The organism is Actinopolyspora xinjiangensis (genome assembly GCF_900104475.1).
Classification (GTDB): domain Bacteria; phylum Actinomycetota; class Actinomycetes; order Mycobacteriales; family Pseudonocardiaceae; genus Actinopolyspora; species Actinopolyspora xinjiangensis.
Window position 1 is genome coordinate 83,238 of sequence record NZ_FNJR01000014.1, and the last position, 21,572, is coordinate 104,809.

The window sequence follows — 21,572 nt, forward strand, 5'->3', positions numbered from 1 at the left end:
TGAGGCATGACACTGAGGTGAGTGATGGGCGCAGCCAGTCGACCGGGCTTCCGGTTATCGAGAGTGGGACGCAGGCTTGTGACGGTCGGGCTGACGGCCGTGCTGGCCACCTCCCTGTCCGCGTGTGTGCAGTCGCAGCGTGGGGACGACAGTGGACAGACCATGGTGTTCGGGGCGCCGGGAGCCCCGGCCCTGTTCGATCCGTTCTACGCTTCGGACGGAGAGACCTTCCGCGTCACCCGGCAGATGATGGAGGGGCTCGTCGGCTTCGAGCCGGGGACCGTCCAGGTCGAGCCGGAACTGGCCACCGACTGGAGCTCCTCCGAGGACGGCAAGGAGTGGACGTTCCAACTCCGCGAGGGCGTGAAGTTCCACGACGGCACGGACTTCGACGCCGAGGCCGTATGCGCCAACTTCGAACGCTGGTACAACCAGACCGGCCCCGGGCGGAGCGCCGCGCTTTCCTACTACTGGATCGAGACCTTCGGCGGTTTCGCCGGTGACGACGAGCCCTCGCTGTACTCCTCCTGCGAGGCGAAGGACCCGACCACCGCGGTGATCGAGCTGACCCGCGCGACCTCCAAGTTCCCCGCCGCGCTCGGCCTGGACTCGTTCAGCATCCAGTCGCCCACCGCCATGAGGAAATACGAGGCCGACAACGTCGTGGCGCAGGGATCGAGCTTCGACTACTCCGAGTACGCCGAGAAGCACCCCACCGGCACGGGGCCGTTCGAGTTCGGTTCCTACGACCAGAGCAACCAGTCCGTCGTGCTGAACCGCAACGACGAGTACTGGGGTGAGAAGGCCCGGCTGGACCGGCTCGTCTTCAAGGTGATCCCCGACGAGTCGGTGCGCAAGCAGGAGCTGCTCTCCGGCGGGATCGACGGTTACGACTTCCCGAACCCCGCCGACCTGGACTCGTTGCGGCAGCAGGACTTCAACGTGCAGGTCCGCAAGCCGTTCAACATCCTCTACTTGGGGATCTCGCAGAAGCACAACCCCGCGCTGCGCGACCTCAAGGTCCGCAAGGCGCTGGCCTACGCCGTCAACCGCGAGAACCTGGTCAACGCCAACCTGCCGGACGGCGCCGAGGTCGCCGACTTGTACTACCCGTCCAACGTGGACGGATACGCCGAGGACGTCGAGAAGTACTCCTACGATCCGGAGCGCGCCAAGCGACTGCTCGCCGAGGCCGGTCACCCCGACCTGACCATCGAGTTCTGGTGGCCCACCCAGGTGACACGGCCCTACATGCCCGACCCGCGCGGTATCTTCAACGCTCTCGCCGGGGACATGCGCAAGGCGGGCATCAACGTGAAACCGGTGAGCAAGCCCTGGAACGGTGGCTACATATCCGATGTGAACAAGGGCGAGGCCGAGGTCTTCCTGCTCGGCTGGACCGGCGACTACAACTCCCCGGACAACTTCATCGGAACCTTCTTCGGCACCACCGAGAACCAGTTCTACACCAAACCGGCCCCCTGGGGCGAGGAGCTGGCCAACCGGTTGGACGCCGCGGACAGGGAACCCGACCCCGCCGAGCGGGAGCGGATGTACACCGCGATCAACCGCGACCTGAAGTCGGAGTACCTGCCCGCCGTGCCGCTGTCGCACTCGCCGCCGGCGATCGTGACGGCCCCGCACGTCAAGGGGCTGGTCACCTCGCCGTTGACCGCTGAGCAGTTCGCTTCCGTGCGCATCGAGAAGTAGTCCCGCCGACAGGGCTCCGTCGAATCCGGCAGTCCCGCTCGGGTGGGGGCCACCGGTGTTGTCCGGCGCACGGTCGCCGCCGGGCCTCCCGGGGACGCACAGCGGGGCGAGCGGGAGCGGAAGCACCGGCTCAGCGGAGCCCTGCCGGGCGGTGCCCACGGGTTCCCACAGACCACGGAGGATTCCGGTTTGCTTCGTTACACGGTCCGGCGACTCGGCCAGCTGCTGATCGTCACGGTCGTGCTGTCGGTCCTGCTGTTCGGATGGCTGCGGGCACTACCGGGAGGTCCGGTCTCCGCGTTGCTCGGGGAGCGCGCCACCGAGGAGTCCCGCGCTCGCCTCGTGGAACAGCTCGGGCTGGACCAGCCGCTGTACGTGCAGTACTGGAAGTTCCTGGGACGGGCGCTCACGGGGGACTTCGGCGTCTCCACCGGGGTGCAGCCCGGCACCCCGGCCATGGAGGTCTTTCTGCAGCGCATGCCGGCGACCCTCGAACTCTCGGTGCTGGCGCTGCTGCTGGCGGTCGCCGTGGGAATCCCGCTGGGATACCTCGCGGCCCGCAGGCAGGGCGGTTGGCTGGACAACCTCAGCATCACCTGGTCGCTGATCGGCGTGGCGGTGCCGGTGTTCTTCCTGGCCTTCCTGCTCAAGTACGTCTTCGCCATCGAATTCGGCGTGCTGCCCGCCTCGGGAAGGCAGGAGGCCGGGCTCGACGCCACCCACGCGACCGGCTTCTACGTCCTGGACGGGCTGCTCACCAGGGAGTGGGACGCGGCGTGGAACGCGTTCGTCCACCTGCTGCTGCCCGCCGTGGCGCTGTCCACCATCCCGTTCGCGGTGATCTTCCGGCTCACCCGCGCCTCGGTGCTCGACGTGGTCGAGGAGGACTACGTGCGCACCGCCCGTTCCAAGGGGCTCGGCGCGATGGTGGTGCGCGGCAGGCACATCCTGCGCAACGCGATGCTCCCGGTGGTCACCACCATCGGGTTGCAGACCGGGGCGCTGCTGTCCGGGGCGGTGCTGACCGAACAGGTGTTCAACATCGCCGGTCTCGGCCAGGCGCTCTCGCTGGGATTCCAACGACAGGACTACGCCGTGCTGCAGGTGGTGATCCTGGCCACCGCGATGGTCTACGTGCTGGTCAACCTGCTCGTCGATCTCGCCTACGCGGCGATCGACCCGAGACTCCGGACGCGCTGATCGGAGGGTGGTGCTCGCCATTCGACGGATTTCGCCGGGGCCGAACCCGCTTTCGGGAGAGAGCGTGCGGTGGGGCGTTCCGAGACCTCCGGCGCCGGGGACACGACACCGGTCGCGCCGACACGACAGGAAAGCAGCAGTGAGGGGTCGCGCACAGTGCTTGGTACCAAACGCAGGGAGCGCATCGACGGGCTGGCCGAGTCCGGCGGGGACACCGCCGCCGGGGTCAGCCTCGCGGCCTCGGCGTGGCGGCGGTTGCGTCGCAGTCCCACGTTCCTCGTGGGCGCGGGGATCATCTGCGCGTTCGTGCTGCTGGCCCTCGTCTCGCCGTTGCTGGCCCAGCACGACCCCGCCCTGCGGCTGCTGGAGGAACAGGTCTCGCGGGCGGACAACAGCATCCCCCCACCACAGCCCGGTTTCCCGTTGGGAGGGGACCAGTACGGACGGCCGCTGCTGTCCAGACTGTTGCTCGGCTCGCAGCAGACCCTGCTGGTGGCCCTGCTGGCCACGGTCATCGGACTGGGCGGCGGTCTGACCCTGGGCATCCTGGCGGGCGCCTTCGGCGGCTGGGTGGACACCCTCGTGATGCGCGTGGTCGACGTGCTGCTCTCGGTCCCCTCGCTGCTGCTGGCCGTCTCCATCGGAGCGCTCTTCCAGCAGCAGTCCCAGTTCACCGTCATCATCGCGGTCGCCACCGTGCAGATCCCGATATTCGGGCGACTGCTGCGGGGCACCATGCTCGCCCAGCGGGCGAGCGATCACGTACTGGCCGCCCGGGCACTGGGGGTGCGCCAGCGGTCGATCGTGTTCCGGCACATGCTCCCCAACGCGCTCGGGCCGGTGATCGTGCAGGCGACCCTGATGCTCGCGGTGGCCATCATCGACGCGGCCGCGCTCTCCTTCCTCGGGCTGGGAGCGGCCGACACCTCCACGCCGGAATGGGGGCAGATGCTCGGCTCGGCGCAGAACTTCTTCGATACCCACCCACACCTGGCTTTCTGGCCCGCGGGCTGCATCATCGTCGTCGCGCTCGGCTTCACGCTCGTCGGCGAGTCGCTGCGGGACGCCCTCGACCCGAAGAAGCGGCGGTGAACGGCGACATGGCACTGCTGGAAGTGCGCGACCTGTCCGTGCGGTTCGTGCGCAGGCACGAACCCACGGTTTCGGCGGTGGACGGGATCTCGTTCGACGTGCACCCCGGCAGCACCGTGGGTCTCGTCGGCGAATCCGGCTGCGGCAAGTCCGTGACCTCGCTGGCGATCATGGGGTTGCTGCCGCAGCGCGGCACCGAGGTGTCCGGTTCGGCGAAGCTGGCGGGCAGCGAGCTGCTGCGGCTCTCGCGGCGCGAGTTCGACCGGCGCAGGGGCAAGGAGATCGGCATGGTCTTCCAGGACCCGCTGACCTCGCTCAACCCCGTGGTTCCCATCGGGGTGCAGATCTCCGAGGTCATCGAGCGCCACCGGGGGCTCTCCCGCCGCGACGCCAAGCGGGAGGCGGCGAGGTTGCTGGACAGGGTCGGTATCCCCGACCCGACGCGCAGGCTCGGGGAGTACTCCCACCAGCTGTCCGGTGGGATGCGCCAGCGCGCGCTGATAGCCATGGCGCTGGCCTGCGAGCCGCGACTGCTGATCGCCGACGAGCCCACGACCGCGCTCGACGTCACCATCCAGGCGCAGATACTGAGCCTGCTCCGGGAGCTCGTGGCCGAGACCGACACCGCACTGATCATGATCACCCACGACCTCGGCGTCGTCGCGGGGATGTGCGACGAGGTCAACGTGCTCTACGCCGGGCGGATCGTGGAACGGGCCCAGCGGCACGAGCTGTTCTCCCGGCCACGGCACCCCTATACGGCGGGGCTGATGGCCTCGGTCCCCCGCCTGGACTCCCCGCGTGGGCAGCGGTTGGCGCCGATCGACGGTTCGGTGGCCGACAACATCCCGTGGGAGCGGGGGTGCGCCTTCAGCCCGCGCTGCGGCAACGCCCTGGCGGTGTGCGGGCAGCGCGCTCCCGAGCTGGAGACCACCGATGCGGGCGAACAGCTGCGATGCCACAACCCCGTCGACGCGACCGAGACAGTGGAGCGAGCCGATGACTGAGCCGGGCAGCACGACGACGAGTTCCGGCGCCTACGCCGCCGAGGTGGGCGAACCGGTGGCGGACTCCCTGGTGGAGATCGACGACCTCCGGGTGCACTTCCCGATCAAGCGGGGGATCGTGCTGGACCGCACCGTGGGGCACGTCTACGCGGTGGACGGGGTGTCGCTGCGGATCGGTCGCGGCGAGACCTACGGACTGGTGGGCGAGTCGGGCTGCGGGAAGTCCACGCTGGGCAAGGCCGTGCTGCGGCTGGAGAAGCCCAGTGGTGGTTCGGTTCGCTTCGACGGTACGGACATGTCCCGGATGTCCGGCGAACCGCTGCGGCGGATGCGGCGGCGCATGCAGATGGTCTTCCAGGACACGCTGTCCTCATTGGATCCCAGGCAGTCCGTCGAGTCGCTGCTCGTGGAGGGGATGCGGGCCCACGGGCTGGACAGGGGGGCGGAGCGGACCGAGCGCGAGCTCCGCGAGCTGCTCTCGGCCGTCGGGTTGCCCGCATCGGCGCTGCGCAAGTACCCGCACGAGTTCTCGGGCGGGCAGCGGCAGCGCATCGGCATCGCCAGGGCGCTGGCGGTGCGCCCCGACCTGGTGGTCGCGGACGAGCCCGTCTCGGCGCTGGACGTCTCGGTACAGGCGCAGGTGCTGAACCTGCTGGAGGACCTGCAGGAGGAGTTCGGCCTCACCTACCTGGTGATCGCGCACGACCTCGCGGTGGTTCGCCACGTGGCGCGGCGCATCGGGGTCATGTACCTGGGCGGCCTGGTGGAGGAGTCCGATTCGGACTCCCTCTACGAGCGGCCGCTGCACCCCTACACCAAAGCGTTGCTCTCGGCGGTGCCGGTCCCGGAGCCCGAGGTGGAGGACCGGCGGGAGCGGATACTGCTGTCCGGGGACCTGCCCTCGCCCGCCGCGCCCCCCACCGGGTGCCGGTTCCACACCAGGTGTCCCTGGCGGCAGCCCACGCGCTGCGACACCGAACGCCCCGAGCCGCGCGACCTCGGCGGGGGGCACCGGGTCGCGTGTCACTACGCCGAGGAGATTCGCGACGGCCTCATCACCCCGAACCCGGCCGAGGGAAGCTCTTCCGCCGGGATTTCGTAGTCGGTCGCTTGGCGGAACCTCTCGCGGGCTCTCGCTCCGGGAAGCCCGACATCGGGTAGGTACTGCACAACGTCTCCGAGGTCCTCACGAGAGCCGCACGGGAGAACCCGCGGCGGTGCCTGTTGCGAGGGTGGTAGGAGCTCGGCTTGCTGGAGTGGTCGGGGTTCGTCCCGCGGGGGTGATCGGGATCCGAGCTGCGGGGGTGGCCGGGGGGCTCGTCCTGTGGGAGTGGTCGGAGCCCGCCCCGATGGAGCGGTCGGGGTTCGAGCTGTGGGACCGGCAGGGGCTTCGGTCGTGAGCGGTACTCCGGCGCTCCGGTGCCCGAAGGCCCGGCGATTTCGCGAGAAATCGGCGCCCACCGGGGCGGATCACCTCACGGAGCGGGGGATCCGCCAGTGGCCCGGTGAGCTCGTCGGAAACCGACGCCGCCGGAACCAGGAGCGGTTCGTCGGTCCCGGAGCGATTTCGATCCTGTCCCCGTTGGGATGACGCACGTTGCTCCACCGGCGCTTACCCGGTTGACTGGCGTGGTGATCTTCCCGAACGGAGGTGCGTGTGGTGTCCGATGCCTCGGAAGGTGACCGGCTCGACCCCGAACGGCTGAGCTGGAGCGTGCCGTGCCAGGGCTCCGGCGGTGAGGACGGTACGGACGACGAGGTCAAGGTGCTGGTGCTGGGTGACCGGGTCGCGCTGGTGCTGCCACCGGGAGAGACCCTGGTGTTCACTCCCGAGGAGGCGGGCGAGTTCGCGAAGCTGCTGGGCACCTCCACAGCGCGCTGACCCCGTTCGTCCGGCGGGACGGCCCGCACCGGTGCCGACCGCCCATCGCGGGGACGGACGGAGCTCGCCCGGTGCCACGCGCGGTGCGGGCACCGGGCGAGCGCTCCGAGGACCGGGTGGGCCCGATCAGCGGTTGGCGCGGTTGACCGCCGAGACGACCGCGCGCAGCGAGGCTGTGACGGTCGAGGTGTCGATGGCCGCGCCCCACAGCACGCTCGGCTCGCCCGTCCCGTCGTCCACCGAGCACTCCAGGTAGGCGGCGGCCTTCGCGTCGTCGCCCGCCGTCATAGCGTGCTCGTGGTAGTCGAGCACTCGCACCTGATAGCCCACCGTGCCCAGCGCGTCCACGAACGCCGCGATGGGGCCGTTGCCCGAACCGCTGATCTCGTGCTCGGTTCCCTCCACCAGCACGGTGGCCTCGATGGTCTCGTCCCCGGCCTCGCCGCTGAGGCGCTGCCGCACCAGCTCCAGCGGGGACGTCGAGTCCAGGTACTCCTCGGCGAAGGTGTGCCACATCTCGCTCGGCTCGACCTCGCCGCCGTCCGAGTCGGTGCGCTGCTGGATCAGTTTGGACAGTTCGATCTGCATCTTGCGCGGCAGGTCGAGCTGGTGCTCGGTCTTCATCACGTAGGCCACGCCGCCCTTGCCGGACTGCGAGTTGACCCGGATCACCGCCTCGTAGCTGCGGCCCACGTCCTTCGGGTCGATCGGCAGGTACGGCACCTCCCACGGGTGGTCGCTCTCCGCGACCCCCGCGCGTTCCGCCGCCTCGCGGTGCGCGCGCAACCCCTTGTTGATCGCGTCCTGGTGGCTGCCGGAGAATGCCGTGTAGACCAGCTCGCCGCCCCACGGCTGCCGTTCGGGAACGGGCAGCTGGTTGCAGTGCTCCACGGTGCGCTTGACGTAGTCGATGTCGGAGAGGTCCAGTTGGGGATCGACGCCCTGGCTGAACAGGTTCATCCCCAGCGCCACCAGATCCACGTTTCCGGTGCGCTCGCCGTTGCCGAACAGGCAGCCCTCGATGCGGTCGGCACCCGCCTGGTAGCCGAGCTCGGCGGCCGCGATGGCGCTGCCCCGGTCGTTGTGCGGGTGCAGCGAGAGGATCACCGAGTCGCGCCTGGACAGATTGCGGTGCATCCACTCGATCGAGTCGGCGTAGAGGTTCGGCGTCGCCATCTCGACGGTGGCGGGCAGGTTGAGGATGACCGGGCGCTCCGGCGTGGGCTCCCAGATCTCGGTGACCGCGTCGCAGATCTCGGCGGCGTAGGACAGCTCGGTCCCGGTGAACGACTCGGGGGAGTACTGGAACCGGAAGTCGGTGTCCGGGTACTTGGCCGCGTACTCGCGCACCACCTCGGCGCCCTGCGTGGCGATCTTGGTGATTCCCTCGCGCTCCTCGCCGAAGACCACGCGCCGCTGCAGGATCGAGGTGGAGTTGTACAGGTGGATGATCGCCGAGTGGGCACCCTCCAGCGCGGCGAAGGTGCGCTCGATCAGGTCGGGGCGTGCCTGGGTGAGCACCTGGAGGCGCACGTCCTCCGGGACGGCCCCGTCCTCGATGATCTCGCGTACGAAGTCGAAGTCGGTCTGGCTCGCGGCGGGGAAGCCGACCTCGACCTCCTTGAAGCCCATCGCGATCAGCAGCTCGAACATCCGGCGCTTGCGCGCGGGCGACATCGGGTCGATCAGCGCTTGGTTGCCGTCGCGGAGATCCACCGCCGACCACAGCGGGGCACGGGTGATGCGCTGGTCCGGCCAGGTGCGATCCGGCAGCGAGACGTTCTCGACCAGCTCGTCGAACGGTCGGTAGCGGTGGAACGGCATCGAGCTGCCGCGTTGCGGGTTCCAGGGCTTCTGGTCGGGAGGAGCGGGACGCGAGGGGGGGCGCGGGCCCGCGCCCGTCGAGGGTTCGCCGCGCCTGCCGGAACTGGATTCGGAAGCGGAACCGTTGCTCATTCTGGCTGAATCTCCTGCTTGTGCTCGGTTCGGGAACTCATCGACCGGCACGCTTCACCTCCGCGACGAGGGGCCGGTCTAACTGACCCCGTCGCGGCGGCGAAGCAGGAGGCTGAAAGTCACGTCAACAGCCTAACCGCATCCCGTGTTCGGAACGCAACCTCCTGTTTCGCATGGTGGACCCTTCTCCGTCGCGGCGCCGAGCGATGTCCGGGTTCCGGCGGCACCATACCGGCCGGAACTCCCGGTGATCCCCGGCCGCCAGGTAAGGCAGGCTGGTGACATGGCCGCGAAGAAGACCAACTCCGGTTCGGCTCTGGCGACCCTGCTGCAGGGGATCGGTTTCCTGCTCGCCGTGCTGCTGGTCGCGCACACCGTGTTCGTACTGTTCGATTTCCGGCCGGAGGGACAGCTGGCCCAGTCCGTCGCCCGTGCGGCGGAACCGCTCGCGCTGTTCTTCCCCGGGCTGATCGACGCGCCGAGCCGGGTGCTGCAGGTGCTGTTGGACTACGGCCTGGCCGCGATGTTCTGGATGCTGCTGGGAGGACTGCTCGCGCGGATCCTCGGCTGAGTACGACGCGCTCCGCTGCGGCGTTCCCGGATCCCCGGCCGGATCGACCGGGTAGCCGAATTCGGCGGACGTTCGGCTACCCACTGGTAATTCGATCGTGTTCCGTGTCACACTTCCCCCATGTCCGAAGACGTGGCGGACCCGGCGCGCACCTCCGGCCGGAGCGGGCACCGCCGCCGTGCGTCCTTCGATGTCGCGCGGTTGTGGACCCGCACGTCCGGTGCGCTCACCACGGTGGTGCGCTGGGTCTGTTCCCTGGCAGCGGCCCTGCTCGCCGCGCACGTGGTGTTGACCGTCGGCGGCGCCAACCCGGAGAACTCGCTGACACGCTTCGTGGCGGACTGGTCGGGAACTCTGGCGTTCGGTTTCCGCGACCTGTTCCTCAAGCCCGAGCAGCCGAAGCTCGAAGTGCTGCTCAACTACGGACTCGCGGCGATCTGCTGGTTGCTCGCCTCGGTGCTCGTGGTGCGGCTGCTCCGGGCGTTCGGTGCCGCGTCGCGTTGAGTCTCCACCCGGTGCCGCGGTCATCCCGGCGGCGCTCTCCCGCGAATCGCGGTCCCCGGCCGCGAGGCGGGCACCGGGTGCTTCGCGCGGGGAGCGCTCACCAGGAGCCGGCGATTCGCAGCAGCTCCTGTCGGAGCAGCGTCACGTGGTGGTTCTCCGTGGCGTCCGCCCGCTGGGCGAGGAAAACCGTGTTCTCGGGGGGATTCGCCGGTTCCAGTGGGTCGGTCAGCTCTCCGGAGACCAGTTCGGACTCGCACAGGTAGCGTGGCAGCACCGCGATCCCCTGTCCGGCGGTGACCGTGGAGCGTATCGCCCTCAGATCCGGTACGACGATCGTGGCCTGCTCGGTCGGCCGCGTGCCGAACACGTGCCGCCAGTACTCCCGCGCGAGCGGGAGGTCGTCCGCATAGGCGACCAGCGGTATCCCGCCCAGCGCGGCCGGGTCCCGGTCACGGAGGCGGACGCGGTCGATGCGCGTCGCGGTGCCCGGGGCGCAGACCAGCACCAGTTCCTCGTCCAGCAGCGGAACGGCGTTGACGGCCCGTCCCCGGGGGCGAGCGGTGGACAGCACCAGGTCGAACCTGCCGCCGCGCAGTCCGTTCAGCAGCTCACCCGGCTGTCCGAACGTGACACCGAGCCGAATCCCCGATCCGATGCTCGGTGCCAGTGAGGGCAGCACGCGGACACTCAGCAGTGTCGCGGGACCCGCCAGTCGCACCGGCTCGCTCGGGGTGGCGGGTTCGTTCCTGTCCCGCTCGGCCACCGAGGCCAGTTCGTCCAGAGGGGCCGCGACCTCGGCCGCCAGCTCGACGGCGGAGGCCGTCGAGGCGACACCGCGCGGCAGCCGCTCGAACAGCGGCGTGCCGAGCCGTTCCTCCAACGCTCGGATCCGCGTGGTCACCGTGGACTGCGAGAGTCCCAGCAGCTTGCTCGCCGCCGTGAACGACCCCGCACGGTAGACCGCGAGGAACGTCCGCAGCTGTGGCAGGTCGAGCGACGACTCACCCGCTCGCCGAGCGGTGTCCAGCCGCCGGGGCGAATCGGTACTCGGGTGGTGGAGCATGGCGGAGAGACTATTGCGCGGTCAGCCGAATGGCTATCCTCTTTTGTCGCGCTCGCGCGGGGACGCCCACCGTCTTCCCACTTTCCGGGAAGTGCCGGTTGGTGGAGGCGGTGTTCCGACGATGCTGGTTCGGCGAGCCCTCCCAGGCTTCGTCGAGCCTCCCGCCCCGGCACTCCGCCGATGTCGAACGGGCGACGGTCAGAACGTGGGTTCCTGCCACGAACCGCTGAACACGAACTCCGCGAGCGGGACACGGCTTCGGGGGGCGGCTTCCCTCTCACGCAGCCGGTCGGGCAGTTGTTCCACATCGCCGGGAGTCCCCACGGCGATCACGACCATCGGTTCGTGATTGTCGGGAACACCGAAGGCCTCCCGGGCGGCCTGCCGGTCGAACCCGGCCATCTGGTGCGCCACCAGTCCCTCGCCGACGGCCTGCAGCACCAGGTTCTCCGTGGCCAGTCCGAGGTCGTACTCACCGTAGGGCAGCGCTTCGCCGTCCTCGTTGGTCAGTTTGGCCACCCCGAGCACGAGAGCCGAGGCGTTGCCCGCCCAACCGTGATTGCCCCGGGAAAGCGTGCCGTGCAGCTTCTCGAACGTCTCGTCGCCCCTGCGGCCGGCGATGTAACGAGCAGGCTGGGTGTTGCCCCAGGAGGGGGCCCACCGCGCGGCCTCGAACAGTGCGGTGAACTGCTTGTCGGTCAGCTCGGCTCGGGGGTCCAGCGCGCGCGGACTCCACCGCTCGGCCAGCAACGGGTGCAGCGGGACCGATGAGTCGGCGGGTTTCAACAAGGTGCCTCCGTGGCCGCTCGGCGCTCACTTGCCGCCCTTGATTCTCCCCCACTCGGGTGGCTCCCCGATGTCGGGCGCTCGTTGACGAGACCTCGCGAGGTCGGTGCCCTCTCGACTCAGGGACCGGGTGAACTTCTCGCGAAATCACCGGACTCTCGGCGTGAGGCCGAGCCCCGAGCATCTTCGCGGAACGCGCTCCGAGCACTCCCCGGCCGACACGGCCCGGCGCCGCCCGTCGAAACGCGACCATGCGGGTAAACGGGGCGCGTGTCTCGATCGGCGTGAGGCGGACGCATCGCGAGGCACCGCCTCACGTACCGGCTGACCGAGCCACCGGCCGAAGGTCTCGGCGATCGTCAAAACGCGTAAGGCCAAACCACCAGGGCGTAGGCACTGAACCAGCTCCCGAAGCACACGAACGCCGCCAGCCCCGAGAGCATCACGGGAGCGCGCCGGTCGCTCAGCCCCATCGCCAGCGGAAGAAGTAGTGGGAAGGCGGGCAGCAGCGCCCTCGGTTTGGCGAACATCAACCCGTCGGTGCCCAGGACGAACGCCACCACCAGCAGCGCGTACACCACCAGGGGCCACGCGATCCGGCGATCGAGGCAGCAGAACAGCAGCACCACCGCGGCCAGCAGGAGCCATGCCGCGAAGGTCACGAACACCGACTCGTCCGTGAACAGGGCTTCGCCGACGAAGCGCGCGGTGGCCACCCCGCCGTCCGGCGCGGAGGACCAGCCGCTCCGCCGCACCTGGAAGTAGCCGTCGAGCTGACCCGTGCGCAGCGCCACCCACCCCAGGTAGCCGAGCATCCCGCACGGGGCGGCCAACAGCGCGAACCAGGGGCGCGCGCCGTCGCGGCGGCGCAGCAGCGCCACGAGGGCCACCAGCATCACCACCAGGATCAGCGCCACCCCGGTGTGCCGGACCGCGCCGGCGAGCGCGCAGGCCACGCCCGCCCGCGCCCAGTGCCCCTCCAGCAGCCACAGCAGGGTCCACACCGCCAGCGCGCAGAACAGCGGTTCGCTGTAGGGCATGGACAGCACGATCGACATCGGCGCGGCCGCGAACAGCGCCACGAGCAGCAGGCCGGTGCGGTTCGAGCCGTTCACGAGGCGGCCCAGCCGGGCGAGCCCGTAGGCGCAGGCGAGCCCCGCCGCGAGGTTGAGCAGCATCGCGGCGGCGGCCGGGTCGATCCCGGGCACGACAGCCAGCCAGCCGGTCAGCAGCGGGAAACCGGGGAAGAACGCCATCGAGGCGAGCGGGTTCCGGTTGCCGTTGCCGTCGAGCATCGACCGGTCGTTGCCGGTGTATCCGTGCCGCGCGATCTCCAGGTACCAGTCCGCGTCCCAGGAGAAGAGGCCGTCGACCAGCGACTGCTGGTGCACCGCCGAGAACGCGCCCAGCACCAGCAGACCCACCAGGCGAACGGTGAGGTATACCACAGCTGGTCCGGCCGCGCGCGCCCAGTGAGAACTCTCGCTGCCCGGCTTGGGGTCCGGTGCTCGTGGCGGAGTCGGGTTTCCAGCTCGCCGCGCGGCGGAAAATTCACTGCTTTCCCGGCGGGCTGTCCCGATCGTTTCGTCGGTCGTGGACAACTCGCGCACCTTCTTCGCCGGGCCTGGAACATGGGGGTGTGCCGCCGGAGCCAGGTTAGCCACGCCAAACGGCTCTCGGGTGGTGAGGGGTTGGTTCGGTAGGCTGGGCAGGCAGCGGAACGGCCTGGTTAAGGCGCCCGATGAGGTTCGTGGCCGGTACTTCGGACCTCGGGGTGGGGTGAGGTGTGTCCGTGCCTCTAACACATGGCTCGATCGAGTGATCGCGGCCTCGGGGACGGAGGGCGTCACGCTGCCGATTGCCCGGCCGTCGACCCGGTGTCGGTGCGGGGCGTCTCGCACCCGGGGCGTCCGCGCGGCTCGAGGAGGTTTGTTCAGGTGGCGCTCGTCGTCCAGAAGTACGGCGGTTCCTCGCTCGAGAGTGCCGATCGAATCAAGCGGGTCGCCGAACGCATCGTGGAGACCCGCAAGGCGGGCAACGATGTCGTCGTGGTGTGCTCCGCCATGGGAGACACCACCGACGAGCTGCTTGATCTGGCCAATCAGGTCAACCCGGCTCCGCCGGAGCGGGAGCTGGACATGTTGCTCACCGCCGGTGAGCGCATCTCCAACGCGCTCGTGGCCATGGCGATCGAAGCTCTCGGTGAGCAGGCTCGTTCGTTCTCCGGTTCGCAGGCCGGTGTGATCACCACTTCCGCGCACCAGAACGCCCGGATCATGGACGTCACTCCCGGTCGGGTGCGGGAGGCGCTGGACGAGGGCCGGATCGTGATGGTCGCGGGTTTCCAGGGGGTCAGCCAGGACAGCAAGGACATCACCACGTTGGGACGCGGCGGATCGGACACCACGGCCGTCGCGGTAGCCGCCGCGATGAACGCCGACGTGTGCGAGATCTACACCGATGTGGACGGTGTCTACACCGCCGATCCCCGGATCGCGAGTGACGCCAGGCACCTCGACCGCGTCACTTACGAGGAGATGCTCGAACTCGCCGCCACCGGCGCCAAGGTGCTGCACCTGCGCGCGGTGGAGTACGCGCGCAGGTACGGCGTGCCGCTGCACGTCCGCTCGTCCTACTCGGCCAACCCCGGAACGATCGTGTCCGGATCAGTGGAGGATCTTCCCATGGAACAGGCCATGATTACCGGCGTGGCGCACGACCGGTCGGAAGCCAAGGTCACCGTGCGCGGTGTGCCGGACGCGCGCGGCGTCGCGGGCAGGATCTTCCGGGCCGTCGCCGACGCCGAGATCGACATCGACATGGTGCTGCAGAACGTCTCGGGGGTGGCCTCCGGGCGTACCGACCTCACCTTCACCGTGGCCAAGAGCAACGGGGCCGTCGCGGTGGCCGAGCTGGAGAAGATCAAGGGCGAGGTCGGCTTCGAGGAGGTCGTCTACGACGACGACGTCGGCAAGGTCTCGCTGGTCGGCGCGGGTATGCGTTCGCATCCGGGGGTGACCGCGCTGTTCTGCGAGGCGCTGTCGGACGCGGGCGTGAACATCGAGATCATCAACACCTCCGAGATCCGCATTTCGGTGCTGGTCCGGGACGCGCAGCTCGACGACGCCGTGAGCGCGCTGCACTCCGCCTTCGAACTGGGCGGTGAGGAAGAGGCCGTGGTCTACGCAGGGAGTGGTCGCTGATGAGTTCCGGACGTTCCGAAGGGCCCACCGTCGCCATCGTGGGAGCCACCGGCGCGGTCGGTTCGGTCATGATCGAGATCATGAACGCCCGGGAGACCGTGCCGTGGGGTGAGATAAAGCTGATCGCCTCGCCGCGCTCGGCGGGCAAGCGGATCGACGTCCGGGGTGTCGAGCACACCGTGGTGGCGCTCTCCCCGGAGGCCTTCGACGACGTGGACATCGCGATGTTCGACGTGCCCGACGAGCTGTCCGCGCGGTGGGCGCCGGTGGCGGTCGAGCGGGGCGCCGTGGCGGTGGACAACTCGGGCGCCTTCCGGATGGACCCCGAGGTGCCGCTGGTCGTCCCGGAGGTCAACGCGCACCGGGTGAGTGAGCGCCCCAAGGGCATCATCGCCAACCCCAACTGCACGACCCTGTCCATGATGGCCGCCCTCGGCGAGCTTCACCGGGAGTTCGGGCTCCGCGAATTGGTCGTCTCCTCATACCAGGCCGCTTCCGGGTCCGGTCAGGAGGGCATCGACCGGCTGCGCGCCGAGATCGAGGCCGTCGCGGGCAAGCAGGTTGGAGACCGGGCGGGCGACGTCGCCGAGGCGTTGGTCGCTGCCGGGCTGTCCGAGGAGACGCCGTTCAAGGCGCCGCTGGCGTTGAACGTCGTGCCCTGGTGTGGTTCCCGGAAGGAGGACGGCTGGACCTCGGAGGAGCTCAAGGTTCGGAACGAGTCGCGCAAGATCCTCGGCATCCCGGACCTGAAGGTCTCGGCCACCTGCGTACGGGTGCCGGTGGTGACCACGCACTCGCTGGCGGTGCACGCCACCTTCGATCGCGAGGTCAGCGTGGCGCAGGCGCATCGGGTCTTCGAGGGGGCCTCCTCGGTCGTGCTCCGGGACGACCCGGACGGGCCGGACTTCCCGACCCCCGCCGGTGTCGTGGGCGGCGAGCCGACCTACGTGGGGCGGGTCCGCCAGGCGGTCGACTTCCCGAACACGCTCGACTTCTTCGTCTGCGGTGACAACCTGCGCAAGGGTGCGGCCCTGAACACCTACGAGATCGCCGAGACGCTGGCGTCCGAGGGGTGACCGCCTCACTCCGAGCCGGGGTGGTGGCGACTCGCGCGAGGTTCCCGCGAGGGTCGCCACCCGGACGGATGGTCGTGTTGTCACAGGTGTACTGGGCCGGCCGGTAGGTGTCGATCCTGGAGGCATCGCGATTCCTGGCCCGCTCATCTGTCGAGCCTGGAAGAGTTCGAGCGGTTGCCGGAGGACGTTCGCACTTCACCGAGGGCGGTGTCTTCCGGGAGGGCGAGCCGTTCGAGTTCGAGACGGAGCTGGAATCCCCCGTGCGGCGCGGTGGTGCCCCACGGTGAAGCGCTGCCGTGCGGAAGGCGTCGGCTCCGTGCGCTCTCCGGGACAGGACCTCGGACACGAGTGGGCTCGTCGTTGCCGTTCGCGGCCGGGCGAGGCATCGTCGGGGTAGGTGGGCTTGTGCCGTGCGTCTCGCACGCCGGGAGCGAATCGCCCGGCCGGATAGGTTGGGGGTATGAGCGCAGCCGACAAGGATGCGGTCGTCCTCGGTCTCGATCTCGGCACGACGGCCACCAAGGTCGTCGCGGCCGACCGAACGGGCACGGTGCTGCATCACACCGAACGTGAGAACCCGATGCGCACCGAGGAGCCGGGAGAGGCCGTCCAGGACGCCGAGGCAGTACGTGATTCCGCCGTCGCCGCGTTGGCCGAGTGCGTGGGGCGGGTTCGGGAGGCGGGACACGAGATCCGCGCGCTCTCCTTCAGCACCGCGATGCACACCCTGGTCGGGTTGGATTCGGCGGGCGATCCGGTCACCCCCGCGTTCAACTGGGCCGACAGCCGCTGCGCCGACCTGGCGGACAAGCTTCGCGAGGAGTGGGCCACAGCCGCCCGGCTGCACCGCGAGACCGGGACGCCGGTGCACCCGCAGTCTGTGATGGTCAAGCTGGCCTGGTTGACCACCCAGCGCCGCGACCTGGCACGCGGGGCGGCGTACTGGTGCGCGTTGAAGGACTTCGTGTTCGCCGCGTTCACCGGGGAGTTCGTCACCGACCGGTCGTTGGCCTCGGGCAGCGGGCTGCAGGACACGGCGACGTTGGACTGGCACGGTTCCGCCCTGCGCACGGCCGGGATCGAGGCCGGGCGGCTTCCCCGCATCGGCGCCCCGACCGACACGTTCCCGCTGGGGGAGCGGATCGCGGGTGCGACGGGGTTGCCCTCGGGGCTTCCGGTGGTGCTCGGGGCAGGCGACGGGCCGCTGGGCAACCTCGGGGTCGGCGCGGTCGACACCGGGGTCGCCGGGTTGTCGTTGGGCACCAGCGGCGCGTTGCGCGTGACACGGGACGAGCCCGGGGTCGACGAGCGTTGCCGCACCTTCTGCTACTACCTGGCCGACGGTCTGTGGGTGTCCGGTGGTGCCGTCAGCAACGGTGCCGTGGTCGGCCAGTGGGCGGCCGAGTCGTTCGGCGTGGACGTGGCGTCGTTGCTCGACGAGGCTTCCGAGGTGCCGCCCGGGGCGCGTGGCCTGGTCGCGCTGCCTTACCTGATGGGGGAACGGGCTCCCTGGTGGGAGCCGGGCCTGACCGGCTCGCTGATCGGGCTCCGGCGGGTCCACGGCCGGGCCGAGATCACCCGTGCCCTGGTGGAGGGAGTGGCCCAGCAGCTCGCGCTGGTCCGGGACGCCGTCGTGGACACCGGTGCGCGGGTACGGGCGGTGCGAGCCACCGGTGGTGGTTTCCGCAGCCGGATCTGGGCGGAGACGATCGCGGCCGCCCTCGGTACCGAGCTGGAGCTGACCGAGGACAGCGGTGGTTCGGCGGTGGGCGCCGTGCTGCTGGCCTGGCGCGCGCTGGGGGAGCTGGAGTCGTTGGACGAGGCCGCGGACCTGATACGTCCCGCGCGGACGGTTCCGCCCAGGCCGGAGGTCGTCGAGGAGATGCGCGCACGGCGTCCCGGGCTGGAGCGGTTGCACCGGGCGGTGGCGGATCTGACCCCGCTGGGCTGACCCCGCCGGATCGGGGCTGGCGGAGCTCGCCTTTTGAAAGGCTTTCGCGAGTGACCGCTGAGCGGAAAACTCCCCTGGTCGGCTACGCGGGGTTAGCACCCGTCGGAGTTCTGTGTCAACAATGTGAACACCATCGAAAAAAAGTATGACTGAAGCGATACAGAGCTCTGGCGGGCGGGGCGCCCACCTTGTGAGGATTCTGCCCGTTCGGCATCCGTTCGGGTGATGCCCGGTGACGACAAAGGGGCAGATTCTTGCGAGGAGTAATCGCGGCGGCCGAGCCCGCCGCCCACTCCGCACTGGGGCCGGGAGTCACGCTCGCCGTGGCCGCGGGCGCCGTCGCGGTGTTGTTGTTGCTGATCGTCTTCCTCAAGCTGCAGCCGATGATCGCGCTGCTGGCTGTCAGCATCGCGACGGCTCTGGTGCTGGGTATACCGCTCGACGAGGTGATGGGAACCCTCAACGACGGGTTGGGGGGAACGCTCGCCGAAGTCGCCCTGATAGTCGGTTTCGGCGCGATGCTCGGCCGGATGCTGGAGATATCCGGCGGTGCCTCGGTGCTGGCCGAAGCGCTGGTGCGCCGGTTCGGTGAGCGCCGGGCACCGCTCGCGCTCGGGATCGCCGCGCTGCTGTTCGGTTTCCCGATCTTCCTCGACGCGGGTGTGGTCATCTTCCTGCCCATCGTGTTCACGGTCGCCCGCAGGCTCGGCGGCTCGGTGCTGCGGTACGCGCTGCCGGTGGTGGGTGCTTTCGCCGTCATGCACGCGTTCGTCCCACCGCACCCCGGACCGGTCTCGGCCGCGGGACTCATCGGCGCCAACACCGGTCTACTGCTGCTGATCGGGCTCGTCGTCGGTATCCCGACCTGGTTCGTCTCCGGTTACGCCTTCGGCATCTGGAACGGCAACCGGGTCTTCCTGCCCATCCCGGAGGACTCCACCGCCTCGGGACAGGACACCGCACCGGACAAGCCCCGGCCGAGCATGGGGGCCGTCCTCGGCCTGCTCCTGCTGCCCCTGGTGCTGATCTTCCTGCGCACCGGCTTGAACACGCTGATCTCCGAGGACGTGGTCGACTCCGGCTCGCAGGCGGTGCAGGCCGCGATCCTCATCGGACAGAGCCCGGTGGCCCTGGCGGTGGCGGTGCTGGTCGCCTCGGTCGTGCTCGGCCTCAAGCGCGGTATGAGCGGCAAGGAGATCGAGAACGAGCTGACGTCCAGTCTCTCGACGATCGCCGCCGTAATTCTGATCACCGGCGCCGGTGGCATGTTCGGTGCGGTGCTGGCCGAGGCCGGTGTCGGCAACGCGCTGGCCGAGGGGCTCAACAGCGCGGGGATTCCGCTGATCGTCGCCGCATTCCTGATCGCCGTGGTGATGCGCGTGGCGCAGGGTTCGGCGACCGTCGCGCTGACCACGTCGGCCGGTTTCATCGCCCCCGCCGTCTCGGCGGCTTCCGGGCTGTCCTCGGTCGACCTGTGCCTGATCGTCATCGCCATCGCCTCGGGCGCGACGGTGCTCTCGCACGTCAACGACTCCGGCTTCTGGCTGGTGGGCAGGCTGCTCGGCATGGACGTGCCGACCACGCTCAAGACGTGGACGGTCATGGAGACGTTGATCGGTGTGGTCGGGTTCCTGATCTCCTGGATACTCTCCATCTTCCTGTGATGGTGAGTGTGGCGCCCCGGTTTGTTCGGGTGGTCGCTTGGCGGAACCTCCGGCACGGCTCTCGCTGCGGGTGCCCCGACCTCGGGTAGCGACCTGCACAACGTCGGGGTTGTCTTCGCGAGAGCCGCACGCGAGAACCCGCGGGGGTGCCGGTTGCGGGAGTGGCGGGAGTTCGCCCCGCGTCGAAGCGGCGCGGCGATTTCGTGGGAAATCGACTCCCACACTGCCGCGCCACCGCCGCTGGCCCGAGATTTCGTGGGAAATCGCCGGGCGTGGGGTTTGTGCCCCCTGGAGCGATCCCTGGTTCAGCGTGACCGGGGTGGGAAGTCGTCTCGGTCGGCGTGGCTCGGCCGGATTCGGGTGGCCGATCACAGGGCTCGCCCGTGGTCCGGGGCGTGCCGCTCGTGTTCGGTGCTGTCGTCGTCCGGGGCGTGGCCGGGGCGGGTGCCGGGTGGCTCAGGCGTCGGGCAGGTTCTCGACGGCGGCCGCGGCGAACTTCTTGAACAGGCCGCACTTGGTGGGGATCGTTCCGTCATCGCTGATGCTGGATACGCCGCTCACCAGTAGTGAAGCTTCCTCGGACACGTCGACGTAGTAGAGGCAGCCGACGCTGGTCTCGGACTTGTAGGCCGGATATCCCGCGACGCTGACTTCTTCGCCATCCGGGTGTGCCTGGATGGATTCGTTCAAGCCACGGGCTCGGTTCTTTCCGAGAGAGACCGACCAGCTTCCTGCCTCACCGGCCTTGCCTTTCTGATACTGGCAGACGCGGTTGCCGTTGGAGTCGCGTGATTCGGGTGGCTGGTTGGCTCCGAGCGCGCGCCAGCGGTTCTCGGGGACGAGGTCGCATACGTCGGTGAGCTGGAAGGCTTTGGCCGGGGCGGTGCGCTCGGGTAGGGGGCTGCTCGTGTCGTCCGGGCTGGGTTGCCCGGTCTTGGTGGTGGTCTCGGATGCCGGGGGTTCCTCGGCGGCGGGTCCGCCGCAGCCCGCCAGCAGCAGGCTCGCCAGTGCGGCGATTCCGAGGGCTGCGGGGTTACGCAAGGTCGTTCCCTCCCCGTTCGAGGCTCTCGGCGGCCTCGGCGTCGTCGGTGCGGGTCTGTTTCGCGCTGGAGCGCAGGCTGGCGGCAGTGTCCTGGAACACCTTGACGAGTTCGAGGTAGTTCTCCAGGTAGGCTCGCTCGTCGCCCGCGCCGACGCGGCCGTGCTGCTCGGCGGCGCCCGCGCTCACCGGATCGGTGCCCGGCGCGGGAACACTACCGAGTTGCTGAATGTCATCGACGCGATTCTGTAGCTCCTCCGCCTTGCCCTCGAAGAAGCTCGCGAGGGCGTCGACTTCCTCGGGGTCGACGACCATGCGGGTGTCCTCACCGCGGGCTTCGGCGAGCTGGGCCTTGTCGTTGGCCCGTTCCTGGATCCGTGCGATCTCGACCAGCTTTCGTGCCGTGGTGCCGGTCAGCAACGAAGCGGGCAGCTCGCTGACGGTGCTCTCCATCGCCGCCCGGTCCGCGGCGTCCATCTCGACGGGTTCTTCTTCATCCGTCGGTGTGTCGTTGTTCTCGGCCACGGCCTCTCCTGGAACACTGTTGGGAAGCTGGATGACCGGCTCGGTCTCAGCTCACTCGCGAGTGTGATCGCGCTCGATGGGAGTCTATCGTGATCATCACTCCACGAGGTCGGGAACGCGTGATCCGAGAGCGCGGTTCCGGCCGCTGGAGTGATGGGGCACGGCACCTCGCTGCTCCTCGGTCCCGCACGAGGAATCGACACCCACCTCGCCTGACGCGGTGCCGAGTGCCGGCCCTGTCCCGGTGCCCCGTGAACCGTGGCCGATGTCGCGTCCGTCACGGTCTTCGCACGATCGGTGGTCGTTCTCCGAGTGTTTTCTTGACTAATTCCAATCTGGCCGT

The 21,572-nt window shown here is 69.4% G+C and carries 18 protein-coding genes; 12 read left to right on the forward strand and 6 right to left on the reverse strand.

What is annotated here, in order from left to right; genetic code table 11:
* The first annotated feature begins 24 nt into the window (after positions 1 to 24).
* From BLQ75_RS19625 to BLQ75_RS19650, 6 genes are all read left to right on the forward strand, one after another.
* Complete coding sequence (locus BLQ75_RS19625) at positions 25 to 1,710, forward strand: ABC transporter substrate-binding protein (protein WP_092604139.1); 1,686 nt, start codon at positions 25 to 27, stop codon at positions 1,708 to 1,710.
* A gap of 189 nt (positions 1,711 to 1,899) precedes the next feature.
* Positions 1,900 to 2,910, forward strand: a complete 1,011-nt coding sequence (locus tag BLQ75_RS19630; protein WP_092604183.1) for an ABC transporter permease — start codon at positions 1,900 to 1,902, stop codon at positions 2,908 to 2,910.
* 156 nt (positions 2,911 to 3,066) lie between these two features.
* The gene (locus BLQ75_RS19635; protein ID WP_092604184.1) at positions 3,067 to 4,002 is read left to right on the forward strand and encodes an ABC transporter permease; all 936 of its coding nucleotides are present in this window, start codon (positions 3,067 to 3,069) and stop codon (positions 4,000 to 4,002) included.
* Positions 4,003 to 4,010: 8 nt separating this feature from the next.
* Positions 4,011 to 5,009, forward strand: a complete 999-nt coding sequence (locus BLQ75_RS19640) for an ABC transporter ATP-binding protein (RefSeq protein WP_092604185.1) — start codon at positions 4,011 to 4,013, stop codon at positions 5,007 to 5,009.
* Positions 5,002 to 6,111: an ABC transporter ATP-binding protein gene (locus BLQ75_RS19645; RefSeq protein ID WP_092604140.1), complete on the forward strand. Its 1,110-nt coding sequence runs from the start codon at positions 5,002 to 5,004 to the stop codon at positions 6,109 to 6,111. The genes BLQ75_RS19640 and BLQ75_RS19645 overlap by 8 nt, the downstream gene beginning before the upstream one ends.
* A gap of 558 nt (positions 6,112 to 6,669) precedes the next feature.
* The gene (locus BLQ75_RS19650; RefSeq protein ID WP_139183042.1) at positions 6,670 to 6,891 is read left to right on the forward strand and encodes a hypothetical protein; all 222 of its coding nucleotides are present in this window, start codon (positions 6,670 to 6,672) and stop codon (positions 6,889 to 6,891) included.
* Between the two features lie 126 nt (positions 6,892 to 7,017).
* Here the strand turns inward: BLQ75_RS19650 and leuA are convergent, their stop codons facing one another.
* Positions 7,018 to 8,847: a 2-isopropylmalate synthase gene (gene leuA / locus BLQ75_RS19655; RefSeq protein WP_092604142.1), complete on the reverse strand. Its 1,830-nt coding sequence runs from the start codon at positions 8,845 to 8,847 to the stop codon at positions 7,018 to 7,020.
* A gap of 283 nt (positions 8,848 to 9,130) precedes the next feature.
* On the opposite strand from leuA, the gene BLQ75_RS19660 reads away from it, so the two are divergent.
* Both BLQ75_RS19660 and BLQ75_RS19665 read left to right on the forward strand, forming a co-directional pair.
* Positions 9,131 to 9,418 carry a hypothetical protein gene (locus tag BLQ75_RS19660; protein WP_092604143.1) on the forward strand — a complete coding sequence of 96 codons (288 nt, stop codon included), beginning with the start codon at positions 9,131 to 9,133 and terminating at the stop codon, positions 9,416 to 9,418.
* A gap of 120 nt (positions 9,419 to 9,538) precedes the next feature.
* A complete protein-coding gene (locus BLQ75_RS19665) occupies positions 9,539 to 9,922 on the forward strand; it encodes a hypothetical protein (RefSeq protein WP_092604144.1) in 384 nt (127 codons plus the stop codon).
* Between the two features lie 97 nt (positions 9,923 to 10,019).
* On the opposite strand, the gene BLQ75_RS19670 is transcribed toward BLQ75_RS19665, so the two are convergent.
* From BLQ75_RS19670 to BLQ75_RS19680, 3 genes are all read right to left on the reverse strand, one after another.
* Positions 10,020 to 10,985: a LysR family transcriptional regulator gene (locus BLQ75_RS19670; RefSeq protein WP_092604145.1), complete on the reverse strand. Its 966-nt coding sequence runs from the start codon at positions 10,983 to 10,985 to the stop codon at positions 10,020 to 10,022.
* A 198-nt stretch (positions 10,986 to 11,183) separates the two neighbouring features.
* Entirely contained in the window at positions 11,184 to 11,771 is a 588-nt protein-coding gene (locus BLQ75_RS19675) for a nitroreductase family protein (RefSeq protein ID WP_092604146.1), read from the reverse strand.
* A 359-nt stretch (positions 11,772 to 12,130) separates the two neighbouring features.
* Positions 12,131 to 13,195: a hypothetical protein gene (locus tag BLQ75_RS19680; protein ID WP_244515761.1), complete on the reverse strand. Its 1,065-nt coding sequence runs from the start codon at positions 13,193 to 13,195 to the stop codon at positions 12,131 to 12,133.
* Positions 13,196 to 13,708: 513 nt separating this feature from the next.
* Here BLQ75_RS19680 and BLQ75_RS19685 point away from each other — a divergent pair.
* From BLQ75_RS19685 to BLQ75_RS19700, 4 genes are all read left to right on the forward strand, one after another.
* A complete protein-coding gene (locus BLQ75_RS19685) occupies positions 13,709 to 14,974 on the forward strand; it encodes an aspartate kinase (protein WP_092604148.1) in 1,266 nt (421 codons plus the stop codon).
* On the forward strand, positions 14,974 to 16,050 hold the full coding sequence (locus BLQ75_RS19690) for an aspartate-semialdehyde dehydrogenase (RefSeq protein ID WP_092604149.1): 1,077 nt from the start codon (positions 14,974 to 14,976) through the stop codon (positions 16,048 to 16,050). The genes BLQ75_RS19685 and BLQ75_RS19690 overlap by 1 nt, the downstream gene beginning before the upstream one ends.
* 460 nt (positions 16,051 to 16,510) lie before the next feature.
* Positions 16,511 to 18,001, forward strand: coding sequence for a gluconokinase (locus BLQ75_RS19695; protein ID WP_092604150.1), 1,491 nt, complete (start codon positions 16,511 to 16,513; stop codon positions 17,999 to 18,001).
* 254 nt (positions 18,002 to 18,255) lie between these two features.
* Complete coding sequence (locus BLQ75_RS19700) at positions 18,256 to 19,665, forward strand: GntP family permease (protein ID WP_092604151.1); 1,410 nt, start codon at positions 18,256 to 18,258, stop codon at positions 19,663 to 19,665.
* A gap of 456 nt (positions 19,666 to 20,121) precedes the next feature.
* Here the strand turns inward: BLQ75_RS19700 and BLQ75_RS19705 are convergent, their stop codons facing one another.
* Both BLQ75_RS19705 and BLQ75_RS19710 read right to left on the reverse strand, forming a co-directional pair.
* A complete protein-coding gene (locus BLQ75_RS19705; RefSeq protein ID WP_170837575.1) occupies positions 20,122 to 20,706 on the reverse strand; it encodes a DUF3558 family protein in 585 nt (194 codons plus the stop codon).
* On the reverse strand, positions 20,699 to 21,229 hold the full coding sequence (locus BLQ75_RS19710; RefSeq protein ID WP_092604153.1) for a hypothetical protein: 531 nt from the start codon (positions 21,227 to 21,229) through the stop codon (positions 20,699 to 20,701). Before BLQ75_RS19710 ends, BLQ75_RS19705 begins: the two co-directional genes overlap by 8 nt.
* Positions 21,230 to 21,572 lie beyond the last annotated feature (343 nt).